This is a genomic window from Streptomyces asiaticus (assembly GCF_018138715.1).
GTDB classification, from domain to species: Bacteria; Actinomycetota; Actinomycetes; order Streptomycetales; family Streptomycetaceae; genus Streptomyces; species Streptomyces asiaticus.
This window is the reverse complement of sequence record NZ_JAGSHX010000002.1, coordinates 46,417-61,769: the sequence shown is the minus strand read 5'-3', so window position 1 is coordinate 61,769 and position 15,353 is coordinate 46,417. Positions and strand designations below refer to the sequence as shown.

The 15,353-nt window shown below is 70.1% G+C and carries 14 protein-coding genes; 7 read left to right on the top strand and 7 right to left on the bottom strand.

Annotation, left to right across the window (positions count from 1 at the left end; all coding sequences use genetic code 11):
- Nucleotides 1-180: 180 nt before the first annotated feature.
- The 3 genes from KHP12_RS05895 to KHP12_RS05885 all read left to right on the top strand — a co-directional run bounded on the left by KHP12_RS05895 (nucleotide 181) and on the right by KHP12_RS05885 (nucleotide 3,453).
- Nucleotides 181-1,092, top strand: coding sequence for an NADP-dependent oxidoreductase (locus tag KHP12_RS05895; RefSeq protein WP_211831731.1), 912 nt, complete (start codon nucleotides 181-183; stop codon nucleotides 1,090-1,092).
- 114 nt (nucleotides 1,093-1,206) lie between these two features.
- Nucleotides 1,207-1,794 (top strand): NADPH-dependent FMN reductase, encoded by a 588-nt coding sequence (locus KHP12_RS05890; protein ID WP_211831730.1) that lies wholly within the window; start codon nucleotides 1,207-1,209, stop codon nucleotides 1,792-1,794.
- A gap of 3 nt (nucleotides 1,795-1,797) precedes the next feature.
- Entirely contained in the window at nucleotides 1,798-3,453 is a 1,656-nt protein-coding gene (locus KHP12_RS05885; RefSeq protein WP_211831728.1) for an MDR family MFS transporter, read from the top strand.
- A 103-nt stretch (nucleotides 3,454-3,556) separates the two neighbouring features.
- On the opposite strand, the gene KHP12_RS05880 is transcribed toward KHP12_RS05885, so the two are convergent.
- Both KHP12_RS05880 and rfbA read right to left on the bottom strand, forming a co-directional pair.
- Nucleotides 3,557-4,276 carry a mycothiol-dependent nitroreductase Rv2466c family protein gene (locus tag KHP12_RS05880; protein ID WP_211831726.1) on the bottom strand — a complete coding sequence of 240 codons (720 nt, stop codon included), beginning with the start codon at nucleotides 4,274-4,276 and terminating at the stop codon, nucleotides 3,557-3,559.
- A gap of 137 nt (nucleotides 4,277-4,413) precedes the next feature.
- On the bottom strand, nucleotides 4,414-5,364 hold the full coding sequence (rfbA, locus tag KHP12_RS05875) for a glucose-1-phosphate thymidylyltransferase RfbA (RefSeq protein WP_211831723.1): 951 nt from the start codon (nucleotides 5,362-5,364) through the stop codon (nucleotides 4,414-4,416).
- Between the two features lie 233 nt (nucleotides 5,365-5,597).
- Here rfbA and KHP12_RS05870 point away from each other — a divergent pair, with 233 nt between their 5' ends.
- The 4 genes from KHP12_RS05870 to KHP12_RS05855 all read left to right on the top strand — a co-directional run bounded on the left by KHP12_RS05870 (nucleotide 5,598) and on the right by KHP12_RS05855 (nucleotide 9,328).
- Entirely contained in the window at nucleotides 5,598-6,728 is a 1,131-nt protein-coding gene (locus KHP12_RS05870) for an acyl-CoA dehydrogenase family protein (RefSeq protein ID WP_211831721.1), read from the top strand.
- An 80-nt stretch (nucleotides 6,729-6,808) separates the two neighbouring features.
- Nucleotides 6,809-7,273, top strand: coding sequence for a nuclear transport factor 2 family protein (locus KHP12_RS05865; RefSeq protein WP_211831719.1), 465 nt, complete (start codon nucleotides 6,809-6,811; stop codon nucleotides 7,271-7,273).
- Nucleotides 7,274-7,283: 10 nt separating this feature from the next.
- Nucleotides 7,284-8,354 (top strand): LLM class flavin-dependent oxidoreductase, encoded by a 1,071-nt coding sequence (locus KHP12_RS05860; protein ID WP_211831717.1) that lies wholly within the window; start codon nucleotides 7,284-7,286, stop codon nucleotides 8,352-8,354.
- Nucleotides 8,351-9,328, top strand: coding sequence for a 3-hydroxyacyl-CoA dehydrogenase NAD-binding domain-containing protein (locus KHP12_RS05855; protein ID WP_211831716.1), 978 nt, complete (start codon nucleotides 8,351-8,353; stop codon nucleotides 9,326-9,328). The genes KHP12_RS05860 and KHP12_RS05855 overlap by 4 nt, the downstream gene beginning before the upstream one ends.
- 154 nt (nucleotides 9,329-9,482) lie before the next feature.
- On the opposite strand, the gene KHP12_RS05850 is transcribed toward KHP12_RS05855, so the two are convergent.
- The 5 genes from KHP12_RS05850 to rfbB form a co-directional block, all read right to left on the bottom strand.
- Nucleotides 9,483-10,304, bottom strand: a complete 822-nt coding sequence (locus KHP12_RS05850; protein WP_211831715.1) for an AfsR/SARP family transcriptional regulator — start codon at nucleotides 10,302-10,304, stop codon at nucleotides 9,483-9,485.
- A gap of 241 nt (nucleotides 10,305-10,545) precedes the next feature.
- Complete coding sequence (locus KHP12_RS05845; protein WP_211831713.1) at nucleotides 10,546-11,511, bottom strand: Gfo/Idh/MocA family protein; 966 nt, start codon at nucleotides 11,509-11,511, stop codon at nucleotides 10,546-10,548.
- Nucleotides 11,511-12,947 carry an NDP-hexose 2,3-dehydratase family protein gene (locus tag KHP12_RS05840; protein ID WP_211831712.1) on the bottom strand — a complete coding sequence of 479 codons (1,437 nt, stop codon included), beginning with the start codon at nucleotides 12,945-12,947 and terminating at the stop codon, nucleotides 11,511-11,513. Before KHP12_RS05840 ends, KHP12_RS05845 begins: the two co-directional genes overlap by 1 nt.
- Complete coding sequence (rfbH, locus tag KHP12_RS05835; RefSeq protein ID WP_211831711.1) at nucleotides 12,944-14,248, bottom strand: lipopolysaccharide biosynthesis protein RfbH; 1,305 nt, start codon at nucleotides 14,246-14,248, stop codon at nucleotides 12,944-12,946. Before rfbH ends, KHP12_RS05840 begins: the two co-directional genes overlap by 4 nt.
- The gene (gene rfbB / locus KHP12_RS05830) at nucleotides 14,245-15,255 is read right to left on the bottom strand and encodes a dTDP-glucose 4,6-dehydratase (protein ID WP_211831707.1); all 1,011 of its coding nucleotides are present in this window, start codon (nucleotides 15,253-15,255) and stop codon (nucleotides 14,245-14,247) included. Before rfbB ends, rfbH begins: the two co-directional genes overlap by 4 nt.
- Between the last annotated feature and the right edge of the window lie 98 nt (nucleotides 15,256-15,353).

Genomic DNA, 15,353 nt, shown 5'->3' with positions numbered 1-15,353 from the left:
AGCGTGAGGAACTCGCGTTCGGCATGTGACCCGTGTGCGGGAGTGATGGCGGAATCCCTGTTTCCAGCCACTTTTCCGGCCATCACTTGACCTCAACCGAAGTTTAAGTTTTACGTTCGTCACGCAGCCCTCAAAGGGGTCTGCGGACCGCAAAACCGTTGCTACAAAGGGGTGTTGAACATGAAAGCTGCCGCGTTCCACGCATTCGGGGGTCCCGAGGTTCTGGAGCTGATGGAGGTCCCGATTCCCGAGGCGGGGCCGGGTGAGGTGCGGGTGCGTGTGAAGGCGGCCGGCTCCCAGCCCACCGACTGCGCGGTGCGAGCGGGCTGGAACCCGCCGGGCTTCACCATCGCCTTTCCGCACATCACCGGTGGCGACTTCGCCGGCGTGGTGGACTCGGTGGGCGAGGGCGTCACCGGCTTAGCCCCCGGTGACGAGGTGCTGGGCTACCGCACGCAGCTCACCTACGCCGAGTACGTGGTCGCCCCCGCGGACCAGATCGTGGCCAAGCCCGCCGACCTGTCCTGGGAGGTCGCCGGCAGCCTCTCCGCCTCCGGGCAGACCGCGCACACCGCGGTCGAGATCCTCGGCGTCTCCGCGGGCGAGACCGTGCTCATCAACGGCGCCGCGGGTGGTGTCGGCACCATCGCGGTGCAGCTCGCCGTCCTGCGCGGCGCCAAGGCGATCGCCACCGCCCGCGAGGACAACCACGCCTACCTGCGCGAGCTGGGTGCGGTCCCGGTCACCTACGGCGAAGGCCTGATCGACCGGGTGCGCGAGGCCGCTCCCGAGGGCGTCGACGCGGCCCTGGACACCGCGAGCGCCGATGGCCTGCGGGTGGCGGCCGAACTGGTCAAGGACAAGGACCGGGTCGGCACGATCTTCGCCTACGAGGTCTACGAGGAGCTGGGCGTCCGGTGGATCGGCAGCCAGCGCTCCGCTCAGCGGTTGGGTGAGCTGGCCGCGCTGGTCGCCGACGGCAAGCTCAAGGTCCACGTGCGCAAGACCTTCCCGCTGGCCCGGGCCGCGGACGCGCACCGTGAGCTGGAGACGGGTCACGGCCGCGGAAAGATCGTTCTGCTGGCCGACTGAGCCGTCGTGACGGGCTGAGCGAGCCCGGGGAGCGTGCCGTACCGCCGCACCTCCCCGGGCCCCCGTCCGCCCCCGCCTCGCCCTGTCCGTTCTTCACCGAAAGAGGAACCCCACATGTCCCAGCCGCCGCTCAAGATCGGCGTCCTCATCGGCAGCGTGCGCACCGGCCGGTTCGCCGACAAGATCTCGCAGTGGTTCATCTCCGAGATCGGCATGCGTGAGAACATGGAGATCCACGTCATCGACCTGTCCGAACCCGCCCTCGCGGACGAGCTCAAGCTCACCCTCGACCCGTCTGGCGCCCGGGACGGCGTCCCGGGCCTGGCCCAGCGCATCGGCGGGCTCGACGGCTTCGTCATCATCACCCCTGAGTACAACCACGGCTACCCGGCCTCCCTGAAGCTGGCCATCGACTACGTCTACAGCGAGTGGCGGGCCAAGCCGGTCGGTTTCGTCTCGTACGGCGGCATGGCCGGCGGCCACCGGGCCGTGGAGCAGCTGCGCCAGGTCTTCGCCGAGCTGCACGCCGTCACACTGCGCGACACCGTCAGTTTCCACATGGCCTGGGAGAAGTTCGACGAAGAAGGCCGGCCGCACGACGTGGTCGGCGCCACCAAGGCCTGCGCCGTTCTGCTGGACCAGCTCACCTGGTGGGGTCTGACCCTGCGCGAAGGCCGTGCCGCCCGGCCGTACGAGGGCTGAGACATGGCAGAGGAGCGAGCAGCGGCGGAGATCCCGGGCACACCGGAGTTCCGGGCGGTGCGAGTTGTCATCATCGGGCTGATGCTGGGGCTGATGCTGTCGTCGCTCGACTTCGTCATCGTCGCTGCCGCGATGCGCACGGTCGCCGACCAGTTGCACGGCCAGACCGTGCAGGCCTGGGCGACCACGGCCTACATGGTCACCTCGACGATCGCGACGCCGTTGTTCGGCAAACTGTCCGACCTCTACGGCCGCAAGAAGCTGTACATACTGGCGATCGGCATCTTCCTCGTCGGGTCGCTGCTCTGCGGCCTGGCCGGGTCGATGTACCAGCTCGCGGCCTATCGCGCGCTGCAGGGCATCGGCGGCGGCGGACTCACGGCGCTCGCCTTCGCGATCATGGGCGACATCCTGACGCCCGAGCTGCGGGCCCGTTACCAGGTCTGGTTCTCCGCCGTTTCGGCCATCGCCGGTGTGGCGGGCGCACCGATCGGCGGCCTGTTCGCCGGCGCGGACACCCTGCTGGGGATCGACGGCTGGCGCTGGGCGTTTTTGATCAACCTCCCGATCGGGGTCGCCGCGCTGGTCGTGGTACACCTGAAGTTCACCATGCCCGGCAAGAAGCGTGAGCAGCGGATCGACTACAGCGGCGCGGCCTGGCTGGTCGTCTGCCTCGGGCCATGGCTGGTCGTCTCCGAGCAGGGCCGCCACTGGGGCTGGGGGTCGCCGCTGACCCTGTCTCTGCTGGTGATCGGCCTGGTCGGCCTGGTGCTTTTCCTCGCCACCGAGCGGCGGATGGCCGACGCCGCGGTGATCCCGCTCCGGCTGTTCCGAAACCGGATGTTCACGGTGATCAACGGCGCCAACGTCATCATCGGCATCGGGGTGTTCGGCTCGCTGATCTTCCTTCCGCTCTACCTCCAGCTGGTCAAGGGACAAAGCCCCGGCGAGGCCGGGATGATGCTGATCCTGCAGACGGCGGGCGTCCTGACCACCAGCCGGGGCTTGAGCAAGGTGATCAACCGTTCCGGCCGGTACCGGGCATTCCTGCTCCTGGGCATGGGCACGGTCGCCGGCGCTCTGTTCGCCTTCGCTTCGCTCGATCAGGAGTCACCGCTGTGGCTGGCGGGTGCACTGATCTACGTGCTCGGCGCGGGCGTCGGCGTCTGCTTCCCGGTCGCTCTGCTGGCCCTGCAGAACAACTCCGCCAAGGAAGACATGGGCGTCTCCAGCGCCGCCTACTCCTTCTTCCGCGGCATCGGCGGCGCCGCCGGTACGGCACTGTTCCTGTCGATGATGTTCTCCTTGGCCGACAGCCGCATCGCGGATGCGGTCGCGAAGGTCGACCGGAGCACCGAGTTCCGGGCGGCGCTCAACGACCCCTCGGTGCTGGCCAACCCGGCCAATGTGCCCGTGATGGAGACCGTCAAGGGGACCGGGGGTATCAACCTCGACGACACCTCCTTCCTGCTCACCGCCGACCCGCGGCTCACGGCCCCGGTGGTGAACGGCATCGCCGATGCGATGAGCGCGGTCTTCCTGGCCGGTGGCTGCGTGATGCTGATCGGCTTCGGCCTCGCCTTCCTGCTGCCTAAGCGGGCCAAGGAACCCGAGGCTCCCCAGGTGGGCGTCCCGGAATCGGAATCGGCCGTGTCCTGACGGGCGGACGGTCACTCCCCACGGGCGGGGCCCCGCGGACCTGTTACGGATTCCGCGGGGCCCCGCCCGTGCCCGTATCCCTACCCGGGCCCGTCCCGCCGGCTCAGCCCGCCGGTGCCGGGACCGGTCGTGGGGTCACCCGGCGCACTTCGAGGAAGGCGTCCTCGCGTATCAGGGCGGCGAAGCCGTCCCACAGCGCGCCCGCCCGTTCCCCGGCCGGTGCCGAACGCAGCACGGGGCCGAAGACTCCGACCCGCCCGCCCACCGAGATCACCGGCACCCCGATGACCTCCAGTTCCAGCCCGTCGCGCGGAATCGACGCATGCGCCGTGCGCAGGTCCTCATCCCACTCGGCCGACCCCATGGCCGTCGCCAGCCGCGCCGGCAGCCCGCACTCGGCCAAGGCATCGCGGACCACGTCCCGGGCCTGCTCCAGCAGCGAGGCCTGGACGTCCCGCTTGGCCTCGACGGACAGTCCCCGCACTCGCTCGTACAGCCCCTCGTAGAGCCCACCCGCCTCATGGAAGCGGCGGGCCACCGCCTCGTACAGAGGGCCGATTGCCTGCGCGCCATACCCGGCTCCCGCGGCGGCCAGCACCCGCACCGGCCCCGGGGCCAGCTCCAGGAAGCGGGCGTGCTCCTTGTCCAGGCCCGGAGCCCCTTGGAGGTAGCCCAACCCGGTCGGGCGCACCGACAGTGACAGCGGGCGCACCGAGGCCGCCTCGCGAAGCCACTTGTACGTGATCCAGGTCCAGGCGCAGACCGGATCGACCCAGAGGGTCACCTCCTCAGCGACTTCGGTGCCGTGCGTGCGGTCGGTCATCGTGCCCTCCACGAGGTCGATGGACTCAAGCCGGGCTCAAGTCCGTCTGTCAGTGCCCCCACGCCAGCACGCTACGACGGAGATCCGCTCGAGCCGCCATCGAGCGGGTTTCCGTCATTCTGCGGGCAGGGTGCGGTTCAGACCGCCGCGGGCAGCGCCGGCGGACCGCCGAACCGCGGCCCGGCCAGCGAACCCGCCCGCTCCCGCGGCCCGGCGCCCCGCAGTGACCGGGCGATCTCCATGACGTACTGGCCGTACCCGGACTTGCCCAGCCGCTCGCCCAGCCGGTTGCACTGCTCGGCGTCGATCAGGCCCATCCGCAGCGCGACCTCCTCCAGGCAGGCGATGCGCAGGCCCTGCCGGTGCTCCAGGGTCTGGATGTACTGCCCGGCGTCCAGCAGCGAGTCGTGTGTGCCGGTGTCCAGCCAGGTGAAGCCCCGCCCCAGGTCCACCAGCCGGGCCTTGTCCCGGGCCAGGTACTCCTTGTTGACATCGGTGATCTCCAACTCGCCGCGGGCCGAGGGGCGAAGACCCCGTGCGATGGAGACAACCTCGTTGTCGTAGAAGTACAGGCCGGTGATGGCCCGGTTGGAGCGCGGCTCGGCGGGCTTCTCCTCGATCGAGACCAGTCGGCCGTTCTCGTCGGCCTCGCCGACCCCGTACCGCTCCGGGTCACGGACCGGATAGCCGAACAGCAGGGCGCCGTCGGTGTGCGGGGTGTGCTCCTGGAGCAGCAGGGAGAAACCTGGCCCGTGGAAGATGTTGTCGCCCAGGATCAGGGCGACGGGGTCGTCGCCGATGTGGTCGGCGCCGATGGTGAATGCCTGGGCGAGACCATTGGGCTGGGCCTGCTCGGCGTAGGACAGGTTGATGCCCAGCGGGTGGCCGTCCCCGAGCACCCCGCGGAACTGCGGCAGGTCCCGGGGGGAGGAGATGATGAGGATGTCGCGGATCCCGGCCAGCATCAGCACGGACAGCGGGTAGTAGATCATCGGCTTGTCGTAGACGGGCAGCAACTGCTTGGACACCCCAAGGGTGATGGGGTACAGCCGGGTGCCGTTGCCCCCGGCCAGGATGATTCCCTTCACTGGCTCATCACCTCACGTTGTCGTCGGTAGCGGGACCGCCGGCTGCCCCTTGCCCTTGCGAGGCTGCACACCCCCGGTCGAACCCGGATCGAGGACACGTCCGGCAGCTGGCCGTGTCCGGCCGGTGCGGACGTCGAGCCGTGTTCCATCGGCTCTGGATCGCTCCCGCTCAGGGTGGTGGTGTTGCCCGCCCGCATGGCCGCGTGCCCCGAGGAACGAGGAAGTGGTCCACGATGCAGAGTCGGCCCAGATCCGGTACAGCGCTCGCCTCCGCGGCTCAGGAGGCGGCCGCCGTGGCCGCCCACCACGCCGAGCGCGCCGACACCGAGCGCGTACTGCCCCGGGCGGTTGCCGAGGCCGTCGTCGACGCCGGCTTCGCCCGGCACTTCGTGCCCGAGCACCGGGGCGGTGTCGCCGGCAGCACGAGTGACCTGTTGCGCGCCGTCTCGGCGGTCGCCGAGGGCTGCACCTCGGCCGCCTGGTGCGCCTCGGTGATCGCGGGCGCCGCCCGGATGGGCGCCTACCTGCCCGAGGAAGGGCAGCACGACCTGTGGGCCAAGGGCCCGGACACCGTGGTGGTGGGCGCGCTCATCCCGCGCGGCGGCGCCACCCCGGTGGCCGGGGGCTGGCGGGTGACCGGCGAATGGTCCTTCACCAGCGCCGTCGACTTCTCAGACTGGGCGCTGGTGTGCGTGCTGGCGCCGCAGGACGGAACGCGTGTTCCGTGGTTCCTCGCCCTGCCGCGCCACGACTACCGGGTGGTGGACACCTGGACCCCGGTCGGCATGCGCGGGACGGGCAGCAACACCCTCGTCGTCGATGACGTCTTCGTCCCCGCGCACCGTGGCTTCACCCGCGAGGACATGATCACTGGCCGCAGCGTCGGCTCCGGAGCTCGCTGCCACACCGCTCCGTTGCGCCTCCTCAGCGGCGTGCTCTTCGGCGCGCCCGCGCTCGGCGCCACCCGTGCGGCGCTGCACGCCTGGAGCGAGCACACGGGCTCCGACGGCGGCACCGAGAACCCCGTCCCGGCCGACATCCTGGCCCGCGCCACCATCGCCACCGACGCCGCCGCCCTGCTGCTGGAACGCGCCGCGCGGGTGGCCGACGCGCCCGTGGCGTCCGCCGTCGAGCAGCTGCGCGGCCCGGCCGACTGCGCGTACGCCGTCGAGCAACTGGTCGACGTGGTCGAACGGCTGCTGCGCAGCGCAGGGAGCTCCGCCCAACTGGCCGGGCACCCGCTCCAGCGGATCTGGCGCGACGTCCACGGCCTCGCCGGCCATGTCGCCCTGCGCTTCGACCCGGCGGGGGCCGGTTACGGGGCCCGGCTGCTGGCCGACGCCACGCTGCCGGCCCCTCGCTGACCCCCGGACGGCCGTCCCCGGCCGGGCCACCGGCACCTCCTCGGAAATTCACCGGCACCCTTTCAGGAAAGGCAGTCTCCATGAGCGACACCCCTCTGAACACGGGGACCGCGGAGCCCTTCGTCTCCGCCGAGCTGTACGCGCAGATCCAGCAGTTCTACGCCCGTCAGATGGGCCTGATCGACGACGGCCGACCCGCCGATTGGGCCGAGACCTTCACCGAGGACGCTACGTTCCAGGAGGCGAGTCGGCTGAACGCCCCACTCAAGGGCCGCACCGCGATCCGCGAGTCGTCCACGGCCCGGCAGGCCCGGCTCGATGCCGACAAGATCGACTTCCGGCACTGGCTGGCCATGCTCGACGTCCGCCCCCAGCCGGACGGTTCGCTGCGCACCCGTGCCTACGCGCTGGCCATGCGCACCCCGCGTGGCGGCGCCCTCGACATCTTCGCCAGCGTCGTCTGCCATGACCACCTGGTGCCGGCTGGTGGCGGCTGGCAGGTCCGTGAGCGCGACCTGTACCACGACGGCTCCGGCCGCGACTGAGGAGGTTCCCATGAAATTCGGCATCGTCTTCTTCCCCACCGTCGGCCCCGCCGACAGGTCCGGCCTCCAGTACTTCGACGAGGCACTCCGCTTGGTCGACCTGGCCGAGGAACTCGGCTTTGACCACGTGAAGATGGTCGAGCACTACTTCTTCCCCTACGGCGGTTACAGCCCTGACCCGGTGACCTTCCTGGCCGCGGCGGCCGGGCGGACCAAGCGAGTGCGGCTGGGCACCAGCGCGACCATCCCCGCCTTCCAGCACCCCGTCAAACTCGCGGGCAAGCTGGCCATGCTCGACAACATCTCCGGCGGCCGGATCGACGCGGCTTTCGGCAGGGCCTTCCTGCCGGACGAGTTCAAGGCGTTCGGAGTCCCCATCGACGAGTCCAAGGACCGGTTCGCCGAGGGTGTCGAGGCGATCAAGCGGCTGTGGTCCGAGGAGGACGTGGTCGTGGAGGGCCGCTTCCACCGGTTCGGCCCGGTCACCCTCCTGCCGCGCCCGGTGCAGCAGCCGCACCCGCCGGTGTTCGTCACCACCGCGCGCAGCGCCGAGTCCTGCGCCGAGGCCGGCCGGGCCGGCCACAACCTCCAGTCGGTGCCGAACGTGATGTCCACCGAGGAACTGCAGAACCGGCTCGGGACCTACCGCGCCGAGTGGGCGGCCTCCGGCCGTGCCCCGGGCACCGAGCAGATCCACCTCAGCTACCCGTGCGTGATAGCCGAGGACGGCGATGAGGCCCGCAGCAAGGGCCGGTACGACGACGACCGCAACAGCGCCGCGATCCGCGACGCCGTCGCCTCCTGGGCCGACACCCGCTCCGAGGCCTACCCGGGCTACGAGAAACTGGTCGAGGCCACCAAGACCTCCCACTTCGAGCAGAAGCTGGAGCAGCAGAAGCTGCTCATCGGCTCGCCGGAGCAGGTCAGGGCCCAACTGGAGCAGATCGCCGAGTGGTTCGGCGACGACATCACCATCAGCCTGGGCGTGCACTCCGGTCACCTGTCCTTCGAGGACGCGGCCACCTCCATGCGGCTGATGGCCGAACGCGTCATCCCGAAGCTGAAGGCGGGCCGGGCATGAGCGGCACCGGCACGAAGGACACCGTAGCCGTCGGCACCGGGCTCCCGAGGGTCACCGTCATCGGGGCCGGCACCATCGGCCTGGGCTGGATCGCCCTGTGCCTCGGCCACGGCCTGCGGGTGCGGGTCAACAGCCGCCGGCCGGACGCGCCGGCCATCGTGGCGGAAGCCCTCGGACTGTTCGCGCCCTACCTGCCCGAGGGCGCGGCAGACCCGGCGGGCTTCGCCGAGCGGCTGGAGTTCGAGCCGGACCTCGAGCGCGCGGTCACCGACACCGACGTCATCGTCGAGAACGCGCCGGAGAACCTGGAGCTCAAGCAGGAGTTGTTCGAGCGGATCGGCAAGGCGGCGCCGGCCGGGGCACTGATCCTCTCCTCCACGTCCACCCTCAGCCCCGACGACATGGGTGCGAGGATGGCGGACTCCTCCCGCCTCGTGGTCGGTCACCCCTTCAATCCGCCGCACGTGGTGCCGTTGGTGGAGGTCGTGGCCGGCGAGAGTACCTCGCCGGACGCGGTCCGCGAGGCGGTGCAGTTCTTCGAGTCCGTCAGCCGGGTCCCCATCGTGCTGCACAAGCCGATCCTGGCCTTCGCCGCCAACCGTCTGCAGTCGGCGCTGCTGCGCGAGTCGGTGCATCTGGTGCGCGAGGGGGTGGTCACCCTGGAGGAACTGGATCGGGTGGTCACTCACTCCATCGGTCTGCGCTGGGCCACCGTCGGCCCCTTCCTCGCCTTCCACCTCGGTGGCGGCCACGGCGGCCTGCGCAAGTGGCTCGGCACCCTGGGCGCGGGCATCGAGCGCGGGTGGGAGGAGCTGGGCCGACCGTCCATGGACGAGGGTACCGTCAACTCCCTCATCGAGCAGGCCGAGGCCGCGTACGGGTCCCGGACCTACGCCGAGTGGGTCCGAGTACGTGACGCCAAGCAGACCGCGATTCTGCGCGCACTCGCCGACGTGGACCGGAACGAGGCGTAGGCAGCGGAAGCGGGTGACGGAAAGACGGCCCGTCGGGATGGAAATTCCCAACGGGCCGTCTTGGGAAGCGCACCTTGTTCCGCGGCGACAGCGCAGAAGAAATGATTCAAGGAAAGACAGAGAAAGGCTGTTGCTCTGTGCCCTTCCGGTGCCTTCAGGCGGACTTCGCCTCGACGAGATCGCGGTGCGCCGGCTGCGGCGCCCATGAGGCGCTTTCGCCCGGCTCCGGGTTCAACAGCCGCAGATGGAGCCGCTTGAGTTCGAGCGAGGGCTCCAGGCCCAGCTCGTCGGCGAGCAGCCGACGCACGTTCTGGTAGGCTTGGAGGGCCTCGGCCCGGCGGCCGGTCGTACCGAGGGCGGCGATCAACCGGCTGTGAAACCACTCGTTGAGCGGGTAGTCGTTGATCAGCCGGCGCAGCTCCGCTATGGACTCCCGGTGCTGGCCGAGCCGGTCCTTGGCCTCGATACGGATCTCGTAGGCTCGGATGTGCAGCTCGTCCAGGTGCGCCAGGTGACCGGTGAGCACGTCGCCCACGGGAAAGTTTGCCAGGGCCGGTCCGCGCCACAGCTCCAGCGCCCGCTCGGCGGTCCGCAGCGCCGACGTCGCGTCGCCGTCCGCGAGCAGCGTGCGGGCGTGGTTGACCAGGTGCTCAAAGACCTGGATGTCGACCTTGTCGTTGTCCACCTGGATCGCGTACCCGGGCGGGCTGGTGACGATCAGGGAACGGTCGGGGTCGATCAGTCGCTCGTTCACGAACATCCGGCGCGCGTGGTAGATGTAGGTCTGCAGGGTGGTGAGGGCGCTGCGCGGGGGGCGCTCCCCCCACAGTTCCTGGATGAGTGACTCGGCCGTGATGATCTCGTTCGGCCGGGTGAGCAGCAATGCCAGGGTCTGGCAGACCTTCGGGGTGCCGGGATGGTGGATCCTGCCGTCGTCGGTCACGATCTCGAAGGGGCCGATGAGATTGAATCGCACGGAGATTGCTCCTCGTCAGAAACAGGCAGAGTTCTTCTGTCACGGCACCTGTCGCGGAATGTGGAACGGAGCGCAGAATTGCGCTCGCGATGTACTCGAGTCTCCAGTGAGTGGATTCCGGGCGCAACCATCTGCATGTCAGGTCGACGTCTACCTTCGTCAGGAATGTGCGGTGCTCCGGCCGCGGTACAAGTGGTCGGCGCTCATACAGCTGCCGTGCGGGGCGGCGACGGCGCGGCCCTCAGCGGACGCAGGCGCTTCTGCGTATCCGGTCCAGCAGGTCCGCTTGGTGTAGCGCCGCGGGTTCCAGGGCGGCGCCCGTACGAGCGGCATCGGCGAAGTAGGCGACCGCGCGCAGCACTTGGTCGTCCGCCGGCAGGTCGAGGTCCGTGACCTCGTCCCCGCGCTGCAGCCGGACCCGTGGCGGCATCCCGGCAGGCGGCGTGAACGCCCGGTCGACCATGAGGGCGCCCGTGCTGCCCCAGATCTCGTACTCCGACCGATAGGCGTGCTCGAGCCCGAAGGTCAGATGGGCGCCCGCTCCAGCGGCGTCCCGGAGCAGGGTGGCGCCTGCCGTGTCCACGGCCAGGCCGGGGCCGCCGCGCGTGAGGGTGGCGCCGACGACTTCCAGATCCTCGCCCAGGAAGTGCAGGGCGGCCCGGACCGGATAGACGCCGGTGTCCCACAGGGCGCCGCCGCCCAGCTCCGGGTCGTACCGGATGTCGCCGTTCGGCAGCCGGGGCACCGTGAACGCGGCGCGGAAGGCCCGGACCTCGCCGATCGCCCCGTCCGCGACCAGATGCCGCACCGCGGCGTGCTGGGCGTGGTGGACGAACATCACGTTCTCCCGCAGGGCCAGCCCCGAGGCGGCGGCCAGCTCGGCCAGCCCGGTGGTCGCCGCCGGGTCGGTGGTGAGCGGCTTCTCTCCCAGCACGTGTTTACCGGCCTCCAGCGCCGCCCGTATCCACCGCTCGTGCAGTGCCGCGGGCAGCGGAACGTACACGGCGTCGACGTCCGGTCGGGACAGCAGCTCCGCGTACCCGTGCACGGCCTCGCAGCCTGCTTCCGAGGCCGTCTCACGGGCCCGCCGGTGATTCCGGGAGGCGACCGCGACGAGTTCCGTGCCGGGGCAGGCACGGAAGGCCGGCAGCATCCGGCGGCGGGCGATGCCGGCGCAGCCGAGCACGCCGATGCGCAACGGTTCCATCAGAGCCGGACCGCTCCCGAGGTCAGGCAGGACAGCAGAGTGCGCGCCTGCACGTTGAGGTAGTGGTTGTGCCGCACCAGCCGGCTGAGCTGGAGCGGGGTGACCCACAGATAGCCCGGTGGAGCCTGAAGCGGCGCGTCCGTCTCGTCGGCCTCGACGAAGAGGTAGCGGCTCTCCGCGTTCAGGAACCGGCCACCCTCCTCCGAGTGCAGTGCCTCGTACCGGATGCGCGACGGGTCGGCGCTCAGCACCGCGTCCAGGAACGGAGGACGTGCCGTCAGGTGTTCGTGGTTCGACGGAGTGCACTGCACCGTTGGCCCCAGCTCCACCGTGTCGGCGAACCCACCCTCCACCCGGGCGTGCGCGAGCAGGTGCGGGACGCCGCCGATGCGCCGGGTCAGAAACGCGGTCACGCCGAGCCCTCTGGGCTCGAACAGGGGCTGGGTCCAGCCGGTCACCTCCCGGTTGCCGGCGTGCACCGACACGCTGACCACGCTGAAGTACCGGCCGTCCTCGTGATCGATGGACCGCTCGCCTCGCTCCCAGCCGGGGACTTGGTTCAACGGGATCCGTTCCGCCTGCACGTCGTGCCGCGTCCGCTCGGAGGTGAACCAGGAGAGCAGCTCGGTGTCGGAGTGCATCGCGACGCCCTCGGCGTCGGCGAACGGGGCGCAGGCCAGCACGGTCCGCGCATCCATGTTGATCACGTTGTCACGGTGCAGCAGCTCAGCCACCTGACCGAGCGTCAACCAGCAGAAGTCCTCGTGCGGCGGGACCTCATCGAGCGCTTCGACGATCATGTTGCGGTTGCTCTTGCGGTAGAACCAGGACCCGTGCTCGGACTGCAGCACGTCCGCCAGCACCCGGCCGCGGGAGCGGTCGGTGAAGTAGTCGAGGTACCGCACGTCCGCGCCCCGGTGGGCCTTGGTGTAGTTGCTGCGAGTGGCCTGGACGGTGGGGGAGAGCTGGAGCAGGTTCGGGTTGCCCGGCTCCATTTTGGCCTGCATCAGCAGGTGCGGCACGCCGTCGAACTCCTTGACGAGGATCCCGAGGATGCCGATCTCGGTCTGATTGATGATGGGCTGGTGCCACTGGCGGTGAGGACCGTGGGTGGTCGTCACCCGCAGCCCCTCGACGGTGAAGAACCGCCCGCTGCGGTGGACCAGGTTGCCGGTGCCTTCCTGGAAGGACCAGCCGTCCAGCTGCGCGAACGGGATGCGGTCGACCTGGAAGCGGTGGGCCGCGCGGCGCCCATCGAGCCAGCCGGGGACCTCCTCGGTGCGCAGATGGGCGCCCTCGGCCGCGGTCGCCGAGCGCGCGAAGCGGTGCGGGAGGTCCCTGTCGAGCGCTGCGCGCAGCCAGAACGGTGCGGCAGGACCGGCGGAGCCGACGGGATCGGCGGGGCCGGCGGCGGTGAAGGAGGCGGCGCGGCTCATGAGCCGGCCCCCACGAACTCCTTCACCGAGGCGATCACGTAGTCGAGCATCTCCTCGGTCAGCGCCGGGTAGACCCCGATCCAGAAGGTCTGGTCGGTGATGATGTCGCTGTTGGTCAGCTCTCCGACCACTCGGTAGGGGCGGTTGAGGTAGGCCGGGTGGCGGGTCAGGTTGCCGGCGAACAGCCGCCGGGTGCCGATCTTGCGCCCTTCCAGGAAGTCCACCAGGGCGGCCCGGGTGAACGGGGCGTCGGGGTCGACGGTGAGCGCGAAGCCGAACCAGCTCGGATCGCTGCGCACGGTCGCCTCGGGCAGCACCAGATGGGGCACCCCGTCCAGGCCCTCGCGCAGCCGTTTCCAGTTGCGGCGCCTGGCCTCGCAGAAGCGGTCCAGCTTGTCGAGCTGGGACAGGCCCAGCGCGGCCTGGATGTCGGTGGCCTTCAGGTTGTAGCCGATGTGACTGAAGATGTACTTGTGGTCGTAGCCCTCGGGGAGCGTACCCATCTGGTATTTGAACCGCTTGAGGCACTTGTTGGTCTCGCCCGGCTCGCACCAGCAGTCCCGGCCCCAGTCACGCAGTGATTCCACAATCCGGGCCAGCGCCAGGTTCGAGGTGAGCACGCAGCCGCCCTCGCCCATGGAGAGATGGTGGGCGGGATAGAAGCTGACCGTGGCGATGTCGCCGAAGGAGCCGGTGAGCTTGCCGTCGTAGGTGGATCCGACCGCGTCGCAGTTGTCCTCGATCAGATAGAGGTCGTGCTCCTCGGCCAGCTGCGCGATCTCGGCCACCTCGAAGGGGTTGCCCAGCGCATGCGCGATCATGATGGCCCGCGTCCTGGGGCCGATGGCCGCGGTGGCCCGGGCCGCTGTCGTGTTGTACGTGCCCAGCTCCACGTCGATGAAGACCGGGATCAGCCCGTTCTGAATGATCGGGTTGACCGTGGTGGGGAAGCCCGCCGCGACGGTGATCACCTCGTCGCCCGGCAGCAGCCGGCGGTCCTCCAGCAGATGCGAGGTGAAGGCGCTCAGCGCCAGCAGATTGGCGGAGGAGCCCGAATTGGTCAGATGCGCCTTGCGGTGTCCGAGCTTGCGGGCGAATCGCGACTCGAAGGTGCGCGAGCTGGGTCCGGCGGCGATGCGCATGTCCACCGCCGCTTCGACAAGAGCTGCGCGGTCCGCCTCGTCGAGCACCGCCCCGGCCGGCCATATCTCCGTCGTCCCGGGCACGAAGGGACGCTCCTCCTGGAGATCCTGGTGGTACTTGACGGTCTCGTCGAGAATCAGTCCCTTATGGGTGTTCATGACGCGCTGCCTTCCTCGTGCGTGCGGACGGACCGGGCGCCGCGGTGCTTGGCGGCCTTCCACCAGTTGGGGTTGTCGCGGTACCAGGCGACGACGTCGGCGAGCCCCTGCGCGAAGGGGACGCGCGGGGCGTAGCCGAGTTCGTCGCGGATCTTGGTGTCGTCCAGGGCGTAGCGCTGGTCGTGGCCCTTGCGGTCGGCCACCTGGCGCACCTGGGACCGGTCGGCGCCGCACAAGGCGAGCAGCCGCTCGGTCACGGCCCGGTTGGTCTGCCCGTTGCCGCCGCCGATGTTGTAGACCTCACCGGGTCGCCCTCCGTCGAGCACCAGGGCGATGGCCCGGCAGTGATCGTCCACGTGCAGCCACTCGCGGACGTTGAGCCCGTCGCCGTACAACGGCACCGGCTCGCCCTCCAGCAGGTTCGTCACGAACAGCGGGATCAGCTTCTCCGGGTGCTGGTACGGGCCGTAGTTGTTCGAGCAGCGGGTGATCGACACGTTGAGTCCGTGGGTGCGGTGGTAGGCGTGGGCGATCAGGTCGGACGCGGCCTTGGACGCGGCGTACGGGGAGTTGGGCAGCAGCGGCCACTCCTCCGTCCAGGCGCCTTCGGCGATTGATCCGTAGACCTCGTCGGTGGAGACGTGCACGACCCGCCGCACGCCGGCCGCCAGGCAGGCGTCCAGCAGGGCCTGCGTGCCCCCCACGTTGGTCCGGACGAACTCGGCCGCGGAGCGCACCGACCGGTCCACGTGCGATTCGGCGGCGAAGTGCACCACCGCGTCGTGACCGGGCAGGACCCGGCTGAGCAATTCCGCGTCGCAGATGTCGCCCTGGACGAACTCCAGCCGCGGATGCGCCGGGGGCAGGTTGTCCCGATTGCCGGCGTAGGTGAGCTTGTCGACCACGGTGACCCGGGCCGCCTCGTACCCCGGGTAGCCGCCGCCCAGCAGGGTGCGGACGAAGTGCGAGCCGATGAACCCGGCTCCGCCTGTGACCAGCAGTCTCATGCCGCCCCCTCCGGGCCGGTACGGACTGCGGTGCGCTGCGTCATAGGGATGCTCCTCGCACGAGTGGGGGAGAGAAACCGAAAGAGAGACGAAGGAAG

Coding starts and splice junctions, on each gene's coding strand:
- KHP12_RS05895 (WP_211831731.1), top strand. CDS start 181: ATGAAAGCTGCCGCGTTCCACGCATTCGGGGGTCCCGAGGTTCTGGAG.
- KHP12_RS05890 (WP_211831730.1), top strand. CDS start 1,207: ATGTCCCAGCCGCCGCTCAAGATCGGCGTCCTCATCGGCAGCGTGCGC.
- KHP12_RS05885 (WP_211831728.1), top strand. CDS start 1,798: ATGGCAGAGGAGCGAGCAGCGGCGGAGATCCCGGGCACACCGGAGTTC.
- KHP12_RS05880 (WP_211831726.1), bottom strand. CDS start 4,276: ATGACCGACCGCACGCACGGCACCGAAGTCGCTGAGGAGGTGACCCTC.
- KHP12_RS05870 (WP_211831721.1), top strand. CDS start 5,598: ATGCAGAGTCGGCCCAGATCCGGTACAGCGCTCGCCTCCGCGGCTCAG.
- KHP12_RS05865 (WP_211831719.1), top strand. CDS start 6,809: ATGAGCGACACCCCTCTGAACACGGGGACCGCGGAGCCCTTCGTCTCC.
- KHP12_RS05860 (WP_211831717.1), top strand. CDS start 7,284: ATGAAATTCGGCATCGTCTTCTTCCCCACCGTCGGCCCCGCCGACAGG.
- KHP12_RS05855 (WP_211831716.1), top strand. CDS start 8,351: ATGAGCGGCACCGGCACGAAGGACACCGTAGCCGTCGGCACCGGGCTC.
- KHP12_RS05845 (WP_211831713.1), bottom strand. CDS start 11,511: ATGGAACCGTTGCGCATCGGCGTGCTCGGCTGCGCCGGCATCGCCCGC.
- KHP12_RS05840 (WP_211831712.1), bottom strand. CDS start 12,947: ATGAGCCGCGCCGCCTCCTTCACCGCCGCCGGCCCCGCCGATCCCGTC.
- rfbH (WP_211831711.1), bottom strand. CDS start 14,248: ATGAACACCCATAAGGGACTGATTCTCGACGAGACCGTCAAGTACCAC.
- rfbB (WP_211831707.1), bottom strand. CDS start 15,255: ATGAGACTGCTGGTCACAGGCGGAGCCGGGTTCATCGGCTCGCACTTC.